Below are 18,724 nucleotides of genomic sequence, written 5' to 3'. Positions count from 1 at the left end.
ACCCACCGACTTTAGGGGAACGAATATATAGATGAAAGCAGAGTACATTGCTCCGTTTGCTGAGGCCGCAACCTCGGTCGCGGAGATGATTATGGGCACACCGCCCCAAAGAGGAGAACTTTCGGCGAAGCAAGTTCTTTTTACCGCTCTTCCCGTTAACATCCTGTGCGGAGTTAATGGAGATCTCGAGGGCCTGGTCATGTATAGCATGTCCAAGGACACCGCGATGAAGATTGCCGAGTTGATGCTGGGTACCGCGCCGCGCGTGTTCGACCAGATGGTGGCTTCGGCGATCTCGGAGCTTGGCAACATGATCACGGGTAACAGCTCGTCGATCTTCTCCACGAAGGGAATCGTGTGCAACATTACGCCGCCGACGCTGGTTCGCGGAAACAGCATTCGAATTTCGACCTTCAACGTCCCGACGCTCGTGATTCCGTTCAACTTCGACGGAGTTGGTGCGATCGAGGTCAACGTTAGCCTTCGCGAAACGAAGATCAGTCTCGCCGCCTAAGCCAGCTTGACTCGGACAAAAGAACCTACGCCTGCAACCGGTTTTGGTTGTAGGCGTATTCTTATTCACCAATGAGCGAACGAATTCATTTGACCGGGATCAGCCCGGATGCGTTTGTGAGCGACGCCGACAAATGGGCGCTCGACAAACTGAAGAAGCTGCCGCTGGTTCCGCAGCTCGTCGCCAAGTTTTATGAGATCGGCATCGACCGGTGGATGTATTGCTACAACATGAGCAGTTCGATCCGCTGCGGGCCTAACCAGTACCCCACGCTCTACAACATCATGAAGGAGTCGTGCAAGGTGATGGACATGCCGGAGCCGGAGCTTTACGTCTCCAACAACCCGTTCCCGAACGCGTTTGCGGGTGGGGTCGAGCGACCCTATATCACGCTGCGTTCGTCGATGATCGACACGATGTCGAACGAGGAGCTTTTCTTCATCATGGGCCACGAATTGGGGCATATCAAGGCCGACCACGTGCTGTATCGGTCGGTCGGGTACCTGCTGTTCCCTTTGCTGGAACTGCTGGGTCGGCGGTCGATGGGAGCGTCGGACATCGCGACCTATGCGCTGTATCTGGCGTTCTTCGAGTGGTCGCGTCAGGCCGAGTTTTCGTGCGATCGCGCCGGGCTGCTGGTGGGCCAGGATACACGGTTGGCGAGTCGATCGTTGATCAAGCTCGCGGCGGGCCCTTCGCGGCTGGCGGACGAGTTGAACGAAGAAGCGTTTATGGAGCAGGCGCGGGCGTATCAGGACGCGGATTCGCTCGATAAGCTCGGCAAGATCGTGCTGTTTGCGACGTTTGGCAAGACTCTGACGCATCCGATGCCGGTTCACCGCACGCAGGAGTTGGAGCGGTGGATTCAGTCGGGAGCATATGAGCGGATTTTGAGCGGCGAGTACGCGAAAGTGGCGTAGGCGATGGGCTCGCCTAGCGAGCGCCAGTCCGCAGTTGACAGTCCGCAGTTGACAGTCGGCAGTTGGCAGAGAGCCATAAGGCTTCCATGTCATAGATGACCAAGTCTGGTATCGGTCATGATAGGGGCATAGTTATGCCGCCGACGGGACAGATCGTTATCCTCAATGGAGCGCCACGCTCGGGCAAGTCGAGCATCGCAGAGGCGATGGTCGGCTGGGAAAACCTTGGCGTAGACCGATGGATGCGCGAGCACACGCCGGAGGAATTTCGACCGGGCATCGGATTACGGCCCGGTGGTGAACGGCCGGATTTGGAATCTTTCATACAAGAATCCTTTCGAGACTTTTACAAATGGATCGGCGATGCGGCGCGATCAGGACAGAACGTCGTCGTCGATATCGGCTTTCATCGGTGGTACTCCCAGCCGTTCGATCCGTTCTCAGGAGCCCTGCGGGCGTGGGCCGATCTGCCGGTTCTGGTCGTGGGCGTTCGATGCCCAATCGAGACGATCATGGCTCGACGGAACGCCGGGGGCGACGGCTACGCCAAAAGCACGGTCGATGAGCCGGTTCCGGCTCCGGTCCAGCGGTGGCAGGACACCGTTCACGAAGGCAAAGCGTACGACCTGGAGGTCGACACCTCGGTCCTGACGCCGCAGGAGTGCGCCAACCTGATCCTTGCCAAGCTAGCGGGCTAGGATCGCCTCGCGTACCAATCGCAACGCCGTCTGCTCGGCGCGGCTTCGGATATCGGCGCGGATGCCTCGGAACTTGCATTCCTCGACGTGCGTACCGCCCGGTGAGGCGATGCCGATGTACGTCAATCCCACCGGCTGACCGCCGACATCGGAAGTCGGCCCGGCGTTGCCGGTGACCGACATCGCATAGGTCGTGCCGAGGCGAGCGCGGACCGATTCGGCCATGAAGCGCGCGACATCGGCCGAAACTGGGTTCGAGAGGTCCATGTCGGTGGGCGCGTCGAGCAGAGTCTGCTTCGCGCCAACGGTGTAGGTCACCACGCCGCCCATGAACGCCTGACTGCTTCCGTCGACCGAGGTCAATCGTCCAGCGAGCCCGCCGCCGGTCATCGACTCGGCGGTCGAGATCGTCTCGCCGCGAGCCTTCAGAAGCTCAATCACCGCCGCTTCGAGCGTGGTGAGATTTGTCCCGTAGACGGCGTCACCCAGAATCTCGCGAATCGCCCGCTCGGCAGGATCGATCAGCGCTTCGGCGGCGGACACGGATGCGGCCCGGGCGGTTACTCGAAGGTGAACCTCCATCGGCTGAGCGTATGGCGCGATGGTCGGGTTCTCAGACACCATCAGGTGCTTGATCTTCTCTTCGGCGAGGCTCTCGCCGACGCCAATGACCCGCAGAACACGCGAGTGGATCACTTCGCCGCCACCCAGGCGCTCCAGCATTGGCTTCACCTGGTTGTACGCCATCGGGTCGAACTCACCGCGCGGTCCGGGAAGCGCAAATACGGTCTTTCCGTTCTTGCGGCACACGAGGCCCGGCGCGGTGCCGTTGGGGTTGTCGATCAGGTCGGCGCAGGTCGGCTTTTGGGCCTGGCGACCGTTCGACGCGACCCACTGAACGCCGCGCTGGGCGAAGAACCGCTTGAGCTTCTCTTCCACTTCGGGCACGATTTCCAGTGTGTCGTCGAGGGCGGCAGCGATGGCATCGCGGGTCAGGTCATCGGCGGTTGGGCCCAATCCGCCGATGGTGACCACCACATCGGCACGGCTGAGGGCGACCCGCAGGGTCTCGACCACACGGTCAAAATTGTCGCCGACAGTGGCGCGATGGCGGCAGGTGATCCCGCATTCAGCAAGGATGCGCGCCATGGTAGCGGCGTGCGTATCGATGATTTGGCCGAGAAGGAGCTCCGTGCCCACCGAAACGATCTCGGCGTTCATCCATCCATATTACTAGGACCAGGGCTTCTCTTAGGTTAAGGAGACGGCCCCGAAACTGCTATTATTACTTGGATGGCTCTTCAATCAAATATTTCCACGGACATGGTTGTTGTCGAGCCCGGAGCCACCGCTCCCCTTACGATCGAGGTCGAGAACAACGGAGATGTCGACGACCAGATTGAAGTTGGAATTGAGGGAATCGATGGCGAATGGATCGCAATTCCCGTGCCGGTCGTCGAACTGAAAGTCGGCGAGAAACAGGCAGTCAAAATCTTTTTTAAGCCGCCGCGCACCAGTGAAAGTTCGGCGGGGAACTTCCCTTTCATCGCCCGAGTTCGGTCGTTGACCAATGGCGACACGCGATCGGCGCAGGGTGTGCTCACCATCAAGCCGTACCACAGCCTCACGATGGAGATCAACCCGAAAAAGGGGTTTGTGACGCCGACGAAGCGACAGAACGTTTTCACTGTGTCGCTGACGAACATGGGTAACTCGGAGCACATGATTCAGCTCACGGCGGACGACCCGGAGGAGGTTTGCGCTTTTGAGTTCGACGACGAGCAGATCGTGCTGGCGCCAGGTCAGCAAAAGGATGTCGACTTCATCGTCAACCCCAAGAAAGGCTCTCCGTTCGGCTCCACGCGCCTGATCGGCTTTGCCGTCACGGGCCGAAGCCTGACGGTGCCGAGCGTGGTTGCGTCGGCCCAGGCCCAGCTTGAAATCCGCCCGTTCTTCACGCCGCTCAGTTCGTCGATCATCGCCGTGCTGGCGATCGTCATCGCGGTGTTTTGGTACACCCAGCCGAAGAAGCCGGTAGTCCACCTTTCGATGGTGGGCGGCCTGCACAAGGTGTTCAGCGGGATGCCGGTTTCGGTGCATTGGGCGGCGGAGAACGCGACGTCGGTGAAGCTGATGGCGGGCGGCGAGGTGTTTAAGGACAATTTGGGCCCCGAAGGGCAGGAAGATATTCCTACCTCGCTAGTGGGAACGCTCAAGATTCAAGCGATCGCCTATCGTGATAACCGCCAGAGCGATACCGCGACGCTGGATATCAATGTGGAGACCGCGCCGGTGATCCCCGATCCCACCATCGTGGATCTGAAGCCGTCGAAGACCACGCTGAACAAGGGCGAAAAATTCACGCTCACCTACAAGTTTGGCGATGGGGTAACGCGCGCTGTGCTGTCGCCGCAAAACACGGATTTGAACCTAAATCTCAACTCGATTTTGGTCGATCCGTCCGATGTCGGCGAAAACCTGTTCGAGGTCGCCGCTTACAACTCGGCGGGCAAGGTGGTCAAGAAGTCGTTCAAGGTCACAGTCGTGGACGCCTGTTTGGCGAAGATCGTGAAGTTTGACACCGACCAAACCGAAGTCGATCCTCCGGGCGGCACCGTCAACCTTTCATGGCAAGTGACCAATGCGATTCGGGTCGAGCTGACCTATACCAACGCGAAGAATCCGTACGTTTTGCAGACGGTTGGTAGCCAGGAAATTCAGGTTGTGGGCGACACGGACTTTAAGATTACGGCCTACGACAGCAACGGAAAATCGATCTCGAAGACGATTCAGGTGAAGTTGAAGCAACCCGACACTCCGCCCGACGGCGGCGTGGGTCCGCCGACCGATGGCGGGGGCGGCGCGACAGGCGCCACCAGGGGTACAACAACTGGGTGAGTTCTTCCCCGCGCGCCCTTCTCTCCGTCACCGATAAATCCGGCATCGTCGACTTTGCAACCGAGCTTTCCAAGCGCGGCTTCGAGCTGATTTCGACGGGTGGAACGGCCAAGGCTCTGCGCGATGCGGGGCTGGCGGTGAAGGACGTGAGCGAGGTCACCGGCTTTCCCGAAATGCTCGACGGGCGCGTGAAGACTCTGCACCCGAAGGTCCACGGCGGCATCCTCGGCATCCCGGGCAATCCGGCCCACGCAGAGGCGATGAAAGGCGCAGGGATCGAGCCGATCGCCATGGTGGTGGTGAACCTGTACCGGTTTGAGGAAACGGTAGCCAAACCGCACACGTTGGAGGAGGCTATCGAGTCGATCGACATTGGCGGTCCGACCATGATCCGCGCGGCGGCGAAGAACCATGACTCGGTGGCGATCGTGGTCGATCCGGGCGACTACGGCGCGGTGCTTTCGGCTTTGGATTCGGACGGCATGGCCGGGCTCCGACCCAAGCTGGCAGCCAAAGCTTTTCGGCACACGGCCTACTACGATTCAGCGATTTCCAACTACCTGACACAGAAGTTTGAGGGCGACCCCCTGGCGGCGGAGACAATCTCGTTTGGGTTCCGCAAGGTCCAGGGCTTCCGCTATGGCGAAAATCCGCACCAGACCGGCGCGCTGTACTCGAACTCGATGAACGGCGTCGGGCTGCCGCAAGCGCACCAGCTTTGGGGCAAGGAGCTTTCGTACAACAACATCACCGACGCGACTGGCGCATGGGAATTGGTGGGCGATATGCCGCCGACCTCCTGCGCGATCATCAAGCACGCGAACCCGTGTGGGGCGGCGGTGTCGGGGTCGTTCGCCGACAGCTACCGGCTGGCGCGGGAGTCCGATCCGATCAGCGCATTTGGCGGCATCGCGGCGTTCAACGGCGTGGTCGATAAGGCGGCGGCGGAAGCGATGACCGAAAAAGGCAACTTCCTGGAGATCGTCATTGCCGAGGGCTTCGACGACGACGCGTTGGAGGTGTTTAAGGGCCGCTCGGGATGGGGTCAGGACGTGCGTTTGCTGAAGGCGACTCTGCCGGCCAAGGCGTCGTATCTGGCGCTGAAGGGCATCCGCGGCGGAGCGGTGATCCAGCACTCGGACGAGGATCCCGGCTTTGAGTGGACGGTCGCGACCGAACTGAAGCCGACCGAGGCGCAGATGCGGGCGCTTCGCCTGCAGTGGGCGATCGTCCAGCATGTGAAGTCGAACGCCATCGTGGTGGGCAACGACTCGCGCCTGCTGGGTGTCGGCGCGGGGCAGATGAACCGCGTACAGTCGGTGCGGTTGGCCATCGCTCAGGCGGGCGACTTGGTGAAGGGCGCAGTGTTGGCGAGCGACGCGTTTTTCCCTTTCCCGGATTCGATCGAGACGGCGTCGGAGCATGGCATCGCGGCGATCGTTCAGCCGGGCGGAAGCAAGAAGGATGCGGATGTGATTGCGAAAGCGAATGATCTGGGGATCGCGATGTGCCTGACGGGCGTTCGGCACTTTAATCACTAGGATTCAGTCGGCAGTCGGCAGTTAGCAGAAAGGGGGATCCCCTCCGCGGGATAGCGTGGCTGGTAGGCTTGGTCACTTGTCGCGCAGTACTTGGAAACAGCTCTGCCAACTCCAAACTGATGACGCAGGACTATTCTTTAGCCTTCGACTATACGGGCCACCCGAGGATGACGAAAACCAAATTCCTCTCCTCTCAGGAGAGGACGTTGCCGCGACAAGGGAGCATGGCAACAGGTGAGGTAAGGATGCCTTCAAAAGGCGATCAAATCTGTCGGTTATCGACCACGATGCCGGCGGGGACGTTGGCGAGGATGGTGTCGCGCAAGTCGAGGTAGTTTCCGAACTGTCGTAGGCGCCACGTGCGGTCTCCCTCCGAGATCGTGGCGGTCTCGATCTTTTGTATTCCCCAGGTGGACAAAAGCTTGACCTGACTCAGTTCGTCCCAACGGACCGAATATGAAATCCCTTTGGCGCGAAACGTAAGGCCAGTTGGTTCGACGTCCGCCTTGATACCTCCGCGATCAGATGCTAGCGAGCTAATAAGGAAACCGAGGTAAACCCCTAATGTGACAAACGGCCAATCCGGTTGCCCGTAACCGGCGATCAAAATACAAAGGCTGAAGACGACAAAGGGCCATAGTCCAATCCTGTTTCTCTTCCCGCCATAGATGCCAAATTTAGGCTCGAAAGTTACCCATTCATGCAACGATTGAATCACTGAATCGGGATGTTCGAAGGTAACCAGCGCTATCTTGAGTTGAATCCCTTCGGACGTCGCCACACTAATGCGTGAATGGTTGCCTGCAACTTCGATCTGAAGCTGTTTTATGTCGTTCTTGGTCAACTCGAGGCCCTTTGGCCAACGGCGAATTCGCAGAACCTCGGGCGTGACTTCAATCTCGCGAATGGAACAAAGCGCGGCGAAAACGGCCCAAATTCCGAAAATGGTGAAGATAATGATTTGGTCCCTTGCCAGTTGCGCCGCACGGAAAGGAATCAGCAAGATGCACGCAACGCCACAGAACATGAACCCTTGAAAATTGGGGTCCTTGTACCATTTGGTCGCGCGAAAGACCATCCTGTCCACTCTTGCGGAAGGCGCGCCGTCGGAGAGGCTACTTCCGCTTTATCTTATACTTTAACTGAACAAGGCCGCTATCGTAGGCTTCGGCGTTGATAAGTTCCAGGCGCGTGCGCGGAATCTCGGTCGGGAACAGCGGAACGCCGTGTCCCAGCAGGACTGGATGCACCGACACCACGACCTGCTCCACCAGGTGCGCGTTGAGGTAGCCCGCCACCAACTCGCCGCCCCCCACCAGCCACGAGTTGCGAACACCCTGCTCCTTGAGGAGCTTTTCCAGGTCGGGCAGAGAGCCGTTGAAGTAGGCGGTATCTGGAGTGGTAATGTCCAGCTTTTCGCTTCGGGTCACGACCATGGTCCGCTTGCCGTGGTACGGCCATCGGCCCAGCTTGCGCACCACGTCGTAGGTTCCGCGCCCCATGATGAGGGTGTCGATGGTTGTATAGAACTCATCGAACCCGTAGTCGGCGTCGGTGAACAGCCAAGAAACATCGTCATCGGGCCCCGCAATATAGCCGTCGAGACTCGTTGCGATGAAAAGCGTGGTGAGCACGGAAATAACTTACCTCAGGGACCATTAGCCGCGGGGGCGTTTTGCGTGGTGCGATAGTTAAGATGAATTTCGGAAGCGGGCCGCCGGTTGGGAAGCACCCAAAAAACGATGATCGAGAGTACCAGGAGCACGAATGTGATCCACGGCCACGGACTCGAACCCCTCGCCTTCTCCACGTGGATTAGGATACCGCTCCAAAAACCCCACTTCGGCCGAAGAAAAATAAGAGACACTCGAAGACTTCGCGAGAGAATTAAGTGGGGGGCTTCTCCGTTGAAGCTCCGGGTCTCTGGGGAGATTGTACGAATACAAGAACGGCTTCCGCAGATCGGGTTTTCCGTTTGTACGAGATACTTTGTACTAAAGATTGGGGACGCTAGACGATCGGCGGGGACTCGACGGGCCACGATGCTTCGATTTGAACTGGCCCAGCGATGTGGCTGAGGAATGTGAATTGGGACCGGATGAGGCCGCCTTCGCGGCGGACAAGGATGCAACTGAATTCAGAACTGCGGTCGATTTCTTCGGGTAGGCAGGTGTTGAGGGCCTCGAGCGTCTCGCGGAGCCACAAGTAGAAGTCGCGGCGGGACTTGTGCATTTCGAAACTACGAAATATTATCTCGCGGGACCGACGCTCATTGATCAACGGCGTAAAGAGGCTAAAGGGGTTCCTGGTTCGGTTAAAAGCTCTTGTAACTTCTTTGAAGGTTACATGGTATCCGCCGCGACGGGCGACTTCAAGCGTCTTAAAGAATTTCTCGAGGTACGCGGCTACGTAGACGGGCACGGTCCATGGCATGTGGTAGCGAACCCAAGAGGAGAGCCGCATGAGGCGAGTTCGGCGGGACTTTGCCAGAGCCAACATCCCCCGTTCATAGCTATCCTTTGCTAGCTTTTGACCTGAATAGTAGTAACTCAGGCTGATCTCGCTGAGGACCATCCGTTCCAGATACCAATCCCACTTCACGTCGCTCAGCCAGACCAACGTTTCGGAGAAGCCCTCATCTCGGAAATCGGTGCGTTGAATGCCAACCGCAAATATTCGCCCATAGGCCAGCAGGGTTCGGTATTCGACGATGCGTGCAAAAGCAAACGGCGTCTCTCGGTAAACATCGAGGAGGCGTTGAAGCGCCAGTAGGCACTGCATTATTGAGTCCCCCTGCACGGCCCCACTTTGGACCAGTTTTTCGGCTGATTTGGCAAAGGACAAGCAGGGCCTCATCAAGTCAACTAGGGTTTCGTCGGCACTGCCAATATACTTCGGCGGCACGATCGGTCCTACCGGCAGCGTGAGAATGTAACTGATGCAGGCTTCGAGTTGAGGAACGGTCAGCGTAACGTCGCTTTCGATGGGAAAGATCGAAGCGAGCGCGTCGCCGACCGCCTCAACGTCGGCCGAAATCTCGCCTTCTGGATAGAACTTTTCGACGAACTCGCTGGGGTCCTCGGGGATACCCAACTCCGCGATCCGGCGCTTCCAGTAGGGGATACGAATTTGCGCCATCACCAGATCGGCCAGCGTCGATAGGATGATGAAGGCTAGGGCGAAAAGGAGGAACTCAATGATCACCCAGGCACGCCTTGGAGCCCCAATTCCTCCGCATTGCCGCGCATCGCTTGGATCATGTTGCCGATATGCTCGTCAAGCTCCACGCCGATCAGTTCAACCCCACGCGAGACGTCATCGCGGTTGACACCTGCGGCAAACGACGGCTCCTTCAGCTTCTTCTTGACGCTCTTGACCTCGACGTCATGAACCGACTTGCTGGGTCGAACGTAGGTCACCGCCGTGATGAACCCGCTCAGCTCGTCGCAGGCAAACAGATAGCGCTCCATCGTCGATTCCGGTTCCACACCGGTTCGCTCCGGCGCGTGGGCAGCCACTGCCCGCACGATCTCGTCCGAATAGCCCAAGCCAGGCAACAGCGCCATGCCCCAACGCGGATGCTCGTCCGGGTGGGCTTCGTAGTCGAAATCGTGCAGAAGGCCAGCCAGACCCCACGTTTCGACGTCTTCACCCAAGCGCTCGGCGTACCAGCGCATGCAGGTCTCTACCGCCAGCATGTGGCGGACGAGCGAGTCGCTTTTCGTGTGTTCGCGAACCAAATCGAGGGCGTCTTGGCGAGTGGGCATCTCTCGTTGATTTTAGCCGCGCCGCCCGCGTAGTACAGTTCGTGACCGACAAAGATATCTTTAAACGTGGGTTTGAGTACGACCTGTGGGCGAATAAGCAGTGGCTGGACTGCCTGGATCGCACCGGCGCGGGCGAGCCGGATCGAAGCCTGCTCCAGCACATCCTCGGGTCCCAGTTGATCTGGGCCATGCGTCTGGCGGGCGAGTCGCCGACCGCGATTCCCAAGCCGGACTTGACGGTCGAAACGATGGAAACGATCAACGCCAAGTGGCTTGGCCTGCTGGAGACCATCGACCTGCAATCGTCCATCGAGTTTCGGCGCACCACCGGCGAGGGTGCCCGCGCAGTTATCTCGTGGATCGTCCAACACGCCATCAACCACGGCACCTACCACCGGGGCGAACTGCGGGGCCTGCGACGGGCTCGCGGCGACGAGGATTTCCCCGAAACCGACTTCATCGGCTACGGTTTTTCGGCGGGCGGCGCCGAGCGCATCTAGGCCTGAAAAAGGCCCCTGCGAACGAGTCGCAGGGGCATCCCCTCCCTGACGATCGGCTACAGCGAACCGAGGAACTCGATCAGTTGATCGCGCTCCTGTGGCTTGGCTCGGACGTAGCGCTGTTTGGCCGCCTCCCCTTCGCCGCCGTGGCCGGTGATGGCCGCGTCGAACGTATTCGCGCGTCCGTCGTGTAGGAAGAACAGCCGCTTCGACAGCCCCCAAAGGGGCGCGGTCCGGAACATGTCTCCCTTGGCCTGGCCCTGCACCACCCCGTCCGCTAGCTGACCGCCCATGTGGTGCACCAGCAGGTCGGAATACAAGTTGGCGGGCTTATGGTCCAGCGCAGGGTTGGCGTTCGGCCCGGTCGTCATCGACGGCACGTGGCAGTTGGCACAACCGAACTTGCTGAACAGAATCTCGCCTTGTTTGCCCTTTTGGGTCAGCGGCGAGCGAGCCGGCGGCGCGAGGAACCGCATGAACGCTGCGAATTTCGCCACGTCCTCGGTGTCCTCGGGATCGGCAGCCACGTCGTCGCCAGGCTGGAGCGGATGCCCCTGCGGGGGGTTCTCGGTCGGAAACAGAGGTGTGGTGATCCCCATTTCGTTCAGATACGCATCGGCGGCGAAGACATCCAATGTCGCATGCTGGCTCTTCCACCCGAAACGTCCCACCCGGAGCCGATTGGTGATGGGATCCATCTCCATGTTGGCCACACCCGCCACGCCGTCCGGGAGCTTCATGTGCGTCCGGGCGAGAATGGCGTCGTCCGGGATCGCCTCGATGAGGCCGTCACCGAACGTGGGCGTGGTGATGCGGCGAGAGACAAATTGCGTCCCCGGCGGGACCACCTCCCCCGGGAAGCGGTAGCTAGCATCGAACTCTTTCAGCGACCGGGCTTGAATCACCGGTCCACCGACGTCCTCGAGGTCGCTATATTTCCCGTTCCGCATTCCGCCGATCCGAGTCTCCCGCGTGAGCTGAAGGTCGGTTCCGGCCCCACCCAGGGCCCCACGAATGTGGCACTGCCCACACGATTCTCCGTTGAAGACCGGCCCCAGGCCGTCTTCTTTGTCCTCGGTCTCGGCGAACGTGTTGAGCCCGTCGTTGAAGGCGACGAGGTCCGCGCTCGAGAGTCCGTGGAGGGGTTCGCCTAGCGTGTAGGACCGCCCCTCGGGATCGTCGGGCAAGGTGACGATAGTAAAAGTGGGATCCGACGATGAACCTCCGCATGCTCCGAGGAGGAACAGGCCAAGGGCCGCGACGGATCCCGTTGCGACAGTTTTTTTGCGATTTGTCATTCGCTTCTCCTAAGGCGAACCGAAGCTCGCTGGCCCCATTGTCGAGAATGAAGATTTGAATTTCGTTTGGGTGGGGGGATCGATGGTGCAGAGTGCTTAGGACAGGTTGTGAAGACCTGGATTTGATCTGGTGGTCAGGATAAATGGCGGCGCTAAGCGCCGGGTCGCTCCACTCCTCGGATTGTTGCTGTTGCGGGGCTATCCAGGGGTCTGCGCTCCCTCCTGGACGCTCCGACCACCTGGCTACCATCTGCGACCCCGATGGGGTCGTTCATCGCGAGCTTGGACGGTCTGTCCGTCTCCTTCGTTCCCTTCCTCACTGAGAGAGTAAGGGGGCAGGCATGGAGGGAGAGAAAGTCTTATTGGCGCGGTCCTTCAGACCGCCTTTATGCGGCGTCTTGGTACCCAGCCCTTGCGGGCCGGGCTAACTTTGATCGCCCCGTTGGGGCTCTAAGATCAGAACCTACAGTTGCACTGGTAAAGACATCTGCTTGTCCGCCGAAGTCCGAGAAGCAGGGACAAAGCAAGGCGAGGCTAGAATTTACCAGTGGTTCCACTAAAACAAGAGAAGGAACATTTCGCGCACAAAAGCTGAAGGCTAAAGGCAGAAAGCTCTCAAGAAACCCCCAACGCGTATACTCTCCCTCATGCGGAGTCTCGCCAGCATCGCCTTATGCCTCTTGGTCGCCGGGGCGCAGGCTCAAGAAAGCGTCATGCAACACCGAATCCAGTCTGTTTCTGAGGACCTCGACGGCCTCCGGCGTTTCTACAACATCAACAGTTCGCCCAACCGCGTCGCCCGGTTTGAGACCTACTACAAGTCCCAATTGACCGACCTCAAGACGGTCAATTTCGACGGCCTCGACCGCGAATCGCAGATCGATTATCTGCTCCTCAAGCACGAACTGGAAAGCTCCCAACGACGCCTCAGCATCGACGCCCGTCTGGACGCCGCCAGCGAGAAGATGCGTCCGTTCAGCGGCCTTATCATCGACCTTTGCGAAGCACGCCAGCAGATGAAGCCCATCGACCCCGAAGCCTGCGCGGCGGCGATGAAGAAGCTGGAGGACGCCATCAAGGACTCTCGAAAAGAGATAGAAAAGGGTCTAAAGATGGACAAAACCGACGCTTATCGGGGTGCGAACATCTTGGACGACCTGAAGCGGCACCTCGAAGAGTGGTTCAAGTTCTATAACGGTTACGACCCGATGTTCTCGTGGTGGGTGCAGAAGCCGTACGAGAGCGCGCACAAGGCGCTGGAGGACTATATTCCGTTCGCCAAGGAGAAGCTGGTGGGCATCAAGGGCGACGACACTGACACCATCATCGGCTCGCCAATCGGCGTGCAGGGGCTGAAGGACGAACTGCAGGCCGAGCTGATCGCCTACTCGCCACAGGAACTGCTCGACATCGCCGAGAAGGAGTTCGCCTGGTGCGAAACCGAGATGAAAAAGGCCTCGCGCGAGATGGGCTTTGGCGACGACTGGAAGAAGGCGCTAGAGAAGGTTAAGAACGATCACGTTGCCCCCGGCGAACAGCCCGAATTCATCCGCGACCTCGCCCTGGAGGCCATCGACTACGTCAAGAAATACGATCTCGTGACGGTGCCGCCGCTGGCCGAAGAAACCTGGCGGATGGTCATGATGAGCCCCGAGCGGCAGAAGGTCAGCCCATTCTTCCTCGGTGGCGACACCATCATGGTTTCGTTCCCGACGAACACGATGGACTACGACGCCAAGCTGATGAGCATGCGCGGCAACAACAAACACTTCGCGAGGGCAACGGTGTTCCACGAACTGATTCCGGGCCACCACCTCCAGCAGTTCATGAACGCGCGGTACCGACCTTACCGACAGCTTTTCGACACGCCGTTTTGGATCGAAGGTTGGGCGCTGTATTGGGAGATGGTCCTGTGGGATCGAGGCTTTACGGCGACGCCCGAAGACCGGGTGGGAGCGCTGTTCTGGCGCATGCACCGGTGCGCGCGCATCGTCTTCTCGTTGAAGTTCCACATGGGTCAGATGACGCCTCAGCAGTGCGTGGACTACCTGGTGGAAAAGGTCGGGCACGAGCGCTCGACGGCCGAAGGCGAGGTGCGCCGGTCGTTCAACGGCAGCTATCCGCCTTTGTACCAGGCCGCGTACATGCTGGGTGCGCTCCAGATTCGAGCTCTGCGCAAGGAGATGGTCGAAGCCGGAAAGATGACCGAGAAGCAGTTCCACGACCAGTTCTTGCAGGAAAACGAGATGCCGATCGAGATTCTTCGTGCGCTGATGTCGGGTCAGAAATTGACGCCCGACTTCAAGGCGACATGGCGGTTCTACCCTGGAGTGCCGTAGACCTAGAGCACGTCTAGCGAACCCGTAGCGGGCCAAAAAGGTACCCTCTACGGGTGAGTTTGGCAGATGCACTAGCAAACGGCGTGCTCCTTGGCGATGGTGCAAACGGAACCCTACTCGCGGATCGCGGCTACAAAAAGCAGCCGTACGACCTCGCGAATCTCGAAGCCCCAGAGCTCGTTCGAGCCGCCCACCGCGAATACTTCGATGCGGGGAGCGACTTCGTCGAGACCAACACGTTTTGCTCGAATCACTTTAAGCTGGAAGGCTTTGGCGTCAGCGTCCACGATCTGAATTTGGCCGGAGCGGTACTGGCCCGTAGCGTGTGCCCGGAGGGCAAATTCGTCCTCGGCGCGATGGGTCCGTGCGGAAAGCCGCTGGCCCCATTCGGACAGATTTCCCAGGAAGCCGCATTCGCTTCGTTTGTCGAGGCGGCGCAGGGCCTTGTCGCGGGCGGAGTCGATGGCTTCTTCCTGGAGACCTTCGTGGATATCGAAGAGATCGCCATCGCGGTGAAGGCAGTGCGGAGCGTCAGCGACCTCCCGATCCTGGTCAGCAAGGCGTTCATCGAGGACGGCGAAATGCTGGCCGAAGGCTTGCCTGGCCGCCGCGCGGGCGAAATGTCGGACCTCGGGGTGACGGCCCTCGGCGCGAACTGCATCGTCGGTCCCCAGCGCATGCTGGACCTGGTGCGGATGATGGCCGAAGAGACCGATCTGCCGATCATCGCATTCCCAACTCCCGGCCTACCCCAACTGGTCAAAGGCGAAATCACCTACGATACCTCGCCGGAATACTTTGCCAAGGCGACGATGCGTCTGATCGAGGAGGGCGCGCGGGTCGTTGGCGGTTGCTGTGGAACCTCGCCCGACCACATCCGCGCCATGCGCAAAATGATCGACCAGGGCGTGAAGCCCAAGGTCCGCACGATCATGACGCGCAGCGCGAAGGAGAAAGAGGACCTTCCCCAGGCCGAACCGAGTCAGCTTTCGCAGAAGATCGGCCAGAAATTTGTGATCGCGGTCGAGATGGACGTTCCGCGTGGCTTGCGCATCCAGAAGCTCCTCGATGGAGCCAAGACCTTGCGCGACATGGGGTGCGACGTCATCAACATTTCGGACGGTGCCCGCGCTCGTCTGCGCATGAATCCGGCGGCGGTCAGCAACCTCATCCAAACGCAGAGCGGCATCGAGGTCACCATGCACTTCAGTTGTCGCGACCGCAACCTGCTGGCGGTGCAGAGCGACCTATTGGGCGCCCACGCCCTGGGCATCCGCAACATCCTTTCCGTCACCGGTGATCCGGCCAACATCGGCGACTACCCGAGCGCGACCAGCGTCTTCGACATCGACGCCATCGGCCTGTGTCGCATCATGAGCCGTTTCAACGAAGGGCTCGACCTCGCGGGGTACTCGGTTGGCATGCGGTGCGCGTTCACCATCTGCTGCGCCTACAATCCTGGCGCGATGGACCAAGAATTAGAGGATGATCGCCTAAAGCGGAAGGTGGAAGCGGGGGCGCAGATCGTGTACACTCAGCCGGTCTTCGACCTTGGCGCGGCGGAGCGGACAGCGGAAGTCTGCCGCTCGTTGGGCGTGCCGCTTCTGCTGGGCGTTCTGCCTCTGCGATCGGCTCGGCACACGGAATTCATGCACAATGAAGTCCCGGGGGTCACGATCCCCGAGGATTTGCGCGCAATGATGGCGAACGCCCCTGACGACGCGACGGCGCTGGCGATCGGAATCGAGCAGGCGCAAAAGCTCAGCGCGGAGATCAAAAAGCTCTCGCAAGGCATCTATCTGATGCCGCCGTTTGGGAATGCGGGCATCGCGGCAAGTGTCATGGAGGCAGTGAAATAGATGCGAAATAAGGATTTGTTGACGGTCGGTGCGTTCGGGCTATCGGCCCTCGGCGGCGCGATGCTGGTTTATGGCGCGCTGGTGGAGTCCAAACGGCTGGTGCTGGAGCGGCTTTCGATCCCGGTGAAGGGTCTGCCGGATCGGCTCGACGGCTTCCGCATCGCGGTGCTGGGCGACTTCCACGTGGGTAACAAGTACTCGCTGGAGACGGCTCAGCGGGCCATTGACATGGCCCTCGACCAGGACCCCGACATGGTGTGTTTGGTCGGCGATTTCGTGTCGTATTGGAAGGTCGAATCGCCGTGGTTATTGGGCGACGCGCTGGAGTCCCTGCTCATCATGGACGGGAGCGTGGTGGCTATCCCTGGTAACCACGATTACCGCGCCGGATCGCCCGAGATTCTGCGGATCATCCTCGACGAACTGAATATCAAGCTTCTTCGCAACGAGTCGTGGGTACACAAGGGCATCTGCTGGACTGGCATCGACAGCTTTAATGAGGGCCACGCCAACGTGGCCAAGGCGTTTTCGAACGCGACCGACGACCCGACGATCGTGCTTTGGCATGAGCCAGATCTGGTAGATATGCTTCCGACCGGCCAGGCGATTCTCCAACTCAGCGGGCACTCGCACGGCGGCCAGTTCCGATTCCCGGGCAACCTAACACCGATGACGTCGGCCAATGGTGATCGGTACCGGGATGGATTCTATCCCGACGCCTCGACGCCGCTATTCGTGACGCGCGGCGTGGGGACCACGGGCCCTCCTTCGCGATTCCTGTGTCCGCCACAGGTTGCGATTTTGACGCTCGAAGGCGTTTGATTTCGTTTGTCGCGATCCCTACCTCACCTGTTGCCCCCGATTCCGCTTCGCTACATTTCCCTCGCGATGCTCGGCGGGGTCCAACGACAAGATTCTCCGTCGCGGCAGCGTCATCTCCTAGAAGGAGAGGAAATGGGCTGTCGCCAGGTGCCGGTGGGCCTCATAAATGACCAGCCCCAATTGCCTGCTCAAATGGTTAGCTCGGGTCTCTGAACAGGCCGGCTAGCCACGCTAGGGGGTCGGTAAGCGAGCAACGCGAAGCGAACATTGGAGGTAAGCGCAGGAGCATCCCTCACGGTTCGCCGCCCGCCGCGAGGGGCTCTTCGCGGACCTCCGGCATGGTGAACGCGAGCAGGATTACGATCACGTACGCAAAGCCGACGTAGTAGAACGCCAGCCGGGCGTCTTTGAACTGCGCCGCGAAGATCGTCGACGCGGCGGTGATGATCCGGCCCGTGTTGTAGCAGAAGCCCGCCCCGGTTGTGCGCAGAAGGGTCGGAAAGAGGGCGGGGAAATAGAGGGGGAACGCCCCAAAAACGCCAAGCCCGAAGAACGCCGCGGCCGTGATCCAAACTCGCGACTCGTCCGATGATCGAGGCACACCAAAGCCAAGCACAAAGGCGATCAGCGCACCGGTCAGCAGGATGGTAAAGCCCTTCCGGTAACCCAGATATTTCGTCAGCGCCGCCGCGGCAAAGTTTCCCCCCACGTTCCACAGCGTGTACGTAATGGTCATGGTGGAAACCAAATCCGTAAGCTGAGCGGGGGTCAAATGGGCGTTATCGGGATGGGCGCGGATGAGCTGAGCGCCGTAGTAAAGGATCGTCCAAGCCCCGCACAGCGTGATCGAGGACATCGTCAGAACCTTGAGCGTGGTCGGCAAGACCTGACGGCTGAACAGAGCGGAAATTGGCGGCGCGGCCTCGCGCTCTTTGGCGCCTTTCCACTCGTCGGGTTCGGGGATCGCTTTGCGAATCCATAGCGTCACAAAGGCGGGTATCACGCCCACGACGAACACCCACCGCGGATCAAAGTCTTTCATCCACTTGGCCGTGAACGACGCCATGATCATGCCCGCCATGTAGCCGCTCTGCAGGATCGCGCTGCCCCAGTGGTGGTAACGCTTCGGCAGAGTTTCGGTTGCCAGCGCGGAACCGGCCGCCCACTCGCCGCCGATGCCGAGCGCGGCGACAAAGCGGAAGATCATCAGGTGCCACCACGCGCCGGAGATCGCGGCCAGGCCGGTAAAGCAAGCGTAGGTGAGGATCGTCAGATTGAGGGTCTTGGTCCGGCCAATGATGTCGCCGATGCGGCCGAAGACAGCTCCGCCGAGCGCCCATCCCACCAGAAAAACGGCCTGAATGATTGCCGCTTTGGAGAGTGTTTCGGGGTCCTTCGGTCCTTTGCCCAAAAGCTCGGCTACGAAAGGTAAGGCCACCAATCCGTACAAGAATCCGTCGAGGCCGTCGAACGCCCATCCCAGCCATGCTGCGACGAAGGCCGTTCCCTGCCGTTTGGTGATCATCGTCGATCGAACCGCTTGCATTGTTGGGGCAATTATAGCGGTT

The 18,724-nt window shown here is 59.8% G+C and carries 16 protein-coding genes; 9 read left to right on the top strand and 7 right to left on the bottom strand.

What is annotated here, in order from left to right; genetic code table 11:
• Positions 1–31: 31 nt before the first annotated feature.
• The 3 genes from GC165_05975 (at position 32) to GC165_05965 (ending at position 2,132) form a co-directional block, all read left to right on the top strand.
• A complete protein-coding gene (locus GC165_05975; protein MBI1332408.1) occupies positions 32–514 on the top strand; it encodes a chemotaxis protein CheX in 483 nt (160 codons plus the stop codon).
• 71 nt (positions 515–585) lie between these two features.
• Entirely contained in the window at positions 586–1,434 is an 849-nt protein-coding gene (locus GC165_05970; protein ID MBI1332407.1) for a M48 family metalloprotease, read from the top strand.
• A gap of 134 nt (positions 1,435–1,568) precedes the next feature.
• On the top strand, positions 1,569–2,132 hold the full coding sequence (locus tag GC165_05965; GenBank protein ID MBI1332406.1) for a chloramphenicol phosphotransferase: 564 nt from the start codon (positions 1,569–1,571) through the stop codon (positions 2,130–2,132).
• Here GC165_05965 and GC165_05960 read toward each other — a convergent pair.
• Positions 2,121–3,353, bottom strand: coding sequence for a competence/damage-inducible protein A (locus GC165_05960; protein MBI1332405.1), 1,233 nt, complete (start codon positions 3,351–3,353; stop codon positions 2,121–2,123). The genes GC165_05965 and GC165_05960 overlap by 12 nt on opposite strands.
• Before the next feature lie 72 nt (positions 3,354–3,425).
• On the opposite strand from GC165_05960, the gene GC165_05955 reads away from it, so the two are divergent.
• Together GC165_05955 and purH are read left to right on the top strand one after the other, a co-directional pair.
• A complete protein-coding gene (locus tag GC165_05955; protein ID MBI1332404.1) occupies positions 3,426–5,030 on the top strand; it encodes a hypothetical protein in 1,605 nt (534 codons plus the stop codon).
• The gene (gene purH / locus GC165_05950; protein ID MBI1332403.1) at positions 5,027–6,571 is read left to right on the top strand and encodes a bifunctional phosphoribosylaminoimidazolecarboxamide formyltransferase/IMP cyclohydrolase; all 1,545 of its coding nucleotides are present in this window, start codon (positions 5,027–5,029) and stop codon (positions 6,569–6,571) included. Before GC165_05955 ends, purH begins: the two co-directional genes overlap by 4 nt.
• A 262-nt stretch (positions 6,572–6,833) precedes the next feature.
• Here the strand turns inward: purH and GC165_05945 are convergent, their stop codons facing one another.
• From GC165_05945 to GC165_05930, 4 genes are all read right to left on the bottom strand, one after another.
• Positions 6,834–7,649, bottom strand: coding sequence for a hypothetical protein (locus GC165_05945; GenBank protein ID MBI1332402.1), 816 nt, complete (start codon positions 7,647–7,649; stop codon positions 6,834–6,836).
• Positions 7,650–7,686: 37 nt separating this feature from the next.
• Positions 7,687–8,211 (bottom strand): dihydrofolate reductase, encoded by a 525-nt coding sequence (locus tag GC165_05940; GenBank protein MBI1332401.1) that lies wholly within the window; start codon positions 8,209–8,211, stop codon positions 7,687–7,689.
• A 370-nt stretch (positions 8,212–8,581) separates the two neighbouring features.
• Positions 8,582–9,775 carry a hypothetical protein gene (locus GC165_05935; GenBank protein ID MBI1332400.1) on the bottom strand — a complete coding sequence of 398 codons (1,194 nt, stop codon included), beginning with the start codon at positions 9,773–9,775 and terminating at the stop codon, positions 8,582–8,584.
• Positions 9,772–10,338, bottom strand: coding sequence for an HD domain-containing protein (locus GC165_05930; GenBank protein ID MBI1332399.1), 567 nt, complete (start codon positions 10,336–10,338; stop codon positions 9,772–9,774). Before GC165_05930 ends, GC165_05935 begins: the two co-directional genes overlap by 4 nt.
• A 41-nt stretch (positions 10,339–10,379) precedes the next feature.
• On the opposite strand from GC165_05930, the gene GC165_05925 reads away from it, so the two are divergent.
• Positions 10,380–10,838 carry a hypothetical protein gene (locus GC165_05925; GenBank protein MBI1332398.1) on the top strand — a complete coding sequence of 153 codons (459 nt, stop codon included), beginning with the start codon at positions 10,380–10,382 and terminating at the stop codon, positions 10,836–10,838.
• Positions 10,839–10,894: 56 nt separating this feature from the next.
• Here GC165_05925 and GC165_05920 read toward each other — a convergent pair whose 3' ends face one another.
• On the bottom strand, positions 10,895–12,136 hold the full coding sequence (locus tag GC165_05920; protein MBI1332397.1) for a hypothetical protein: 1,242 nt from the start codon (positions 12,134–12,136) through the stop codon (positions 10,895–10,897).
• Positions 12,137–12,849: 713 nt separating this feature from the next.
• Between GC165_05920 and GC165_05915 the strand changes: the two genes are divergently transcribed.
• Genes GC165_05915 through GC165_05905 form a run of 3 tightly spaced genes read left to right on the top strand, consistent with a single transcriptional unit; the run spans position 12,850 to position 17,156 of the window.
• Positions 12,850–14,475, top strand: coding sequence for a DUF885 family protein (locus GC165_05915; protein ID MBI1332396.1), 1,626 nt, complete (start codon positions 12,850–12,852; stop codon positions 14,473–14,475).
• A gap of 53 nt (positions 14,476–14,528) precedes the next feature.
• Positions 14,529–16,334: a bifunctional homocysteine S-methyltransferase/methylenetetrahydrofolate reductase gene (locus GC165_05910; GenBank protein MBI1332395.1), complete on the top strand. Its 1,806-nt coding sequence runs from the start codon at positions 14,529–14,531 to the stop codon at positions 16,332–16,334.
• Complete coding sequence (locus GC165_05905) at positions 16,335–17,156, top strand: hypothetical protein (protein MBI1332394.1); 822 nt, start codon at positions 16,335–16,337, stop codon at positions 17,154–17,156.
• Positions 17,157–17,448: 292 nt separating this feature from the next.
• On the opposite strand, the gene GC165_05900 is transcribed toward GC165_05905, so the two are convergent.
• The gene (locus GC165_05900; GenBank protein MBI1332393.1) at positions 17,449–18,702 is read right to left on the bottom strand and encodes an MFS transporter; all 1,254 of its coding nucleotides are present in this window, start codon (positions 18,700–18,702) and stop codon (positions 17,449–17,451) included.
• Positions 18,703–18,724: the final 22 nt, after the last annotated feature.

This window comes from Armatimonadota bacterium, from assembly GCA_016125185.1.
GTDB lineage: Bacteria > Armatimonadota > Fimbriimonadia > Fimbriimonadales > Fimbriimonadaceae > Fimbriimonas.
The sequence above is the reverse complement of the archived record's forward strand: the minus strand, read 5'-3'. Positions and strand labels throughout refer to the sequence as shown.

What these genes read in the sequence shown, in the direction of transcription:
- GC165_05900 (MBI1332393.1), bottom strand. Translation starts at nt 18,702, where the DNA reads ATGCAAGCGGTTCGATCGACGATGATCACCAAACGGCAGGGAACGGCC.
- GC165_05915 (MBI1332396.1), top strand. Translation starts at nt 12,850, where the DNA reads ATGCAACACCGAATCCAGTCTGTTTCTGAGGACCTCGACGGCCTCCGG.
- GC165_05955 (MBI1332404.1), top strand. Translation starts at nt 3,426, where the DNA reads ATGGCTCTTCAATCAAATATTTCCACGGACATGGTTGTTGTCGAGCCC.
- GC165_05930 (MBI1332399.1), bottom strand. Translation starts at nt 10,338, where the DNA reads ATGCCCACTCGCCAAGACGCCCTCGATTTGGTTCGCGAACACACGAAA.
- GC165_05960 (MBI1332405.1), bottom strand. Translation starts at nt 3,353, where the DNA reads ATGAACGCCGAGATCGTTTCGGTGGGCACGGAGCTCCTTCTCGGCCAA.
- GC165_05945 (MBI1332402.1), bottom strand. Translation starts at nt 7,649, where the DNA reads ATGGTCTTTCGCGCGACCAAATGGTACAAGGACCCCAATTTTCAAGGG.
- GC165_05970 (MBI1332407.1), top strand. Translation starts at nt 586, where the DNA reads ATGAGCGAACGAATTCATTTGACCGGGATCAGCCCGGATGCGTTTGTG.
- GC165_05920 (MBI1332397.1), bottom strand. Translation starts at nt 12,136, where the DNA reads ATGACAAATCGCAAAAAAACTGTCGCAACGGGATCCGTCGCGGCCCTT.
- GC165_05975 (MBI1332408.1), top strand. Translation starts at nt 32, where the DNA reads ATGAAAGCAGAGTACATTGCTCCGTTTGCTGAGGCCGCAACCTCGGTC.
- GC165_05965 (MBI1332406.1), top strand. Translation starts at nt 1,569, where the DNA reads ATGCCGCCGACGGGACAGATCGTTATCCTCAATGGAGCGCCACGCTCG.
- GC165_05905 (MBI1332394.1), top strand. Translation starts at nt 16,335, where the DNA reads ATGCGAAATAAGGATTTGTTGACGGTCGGTGCGTTCGGGCTATCGGCC.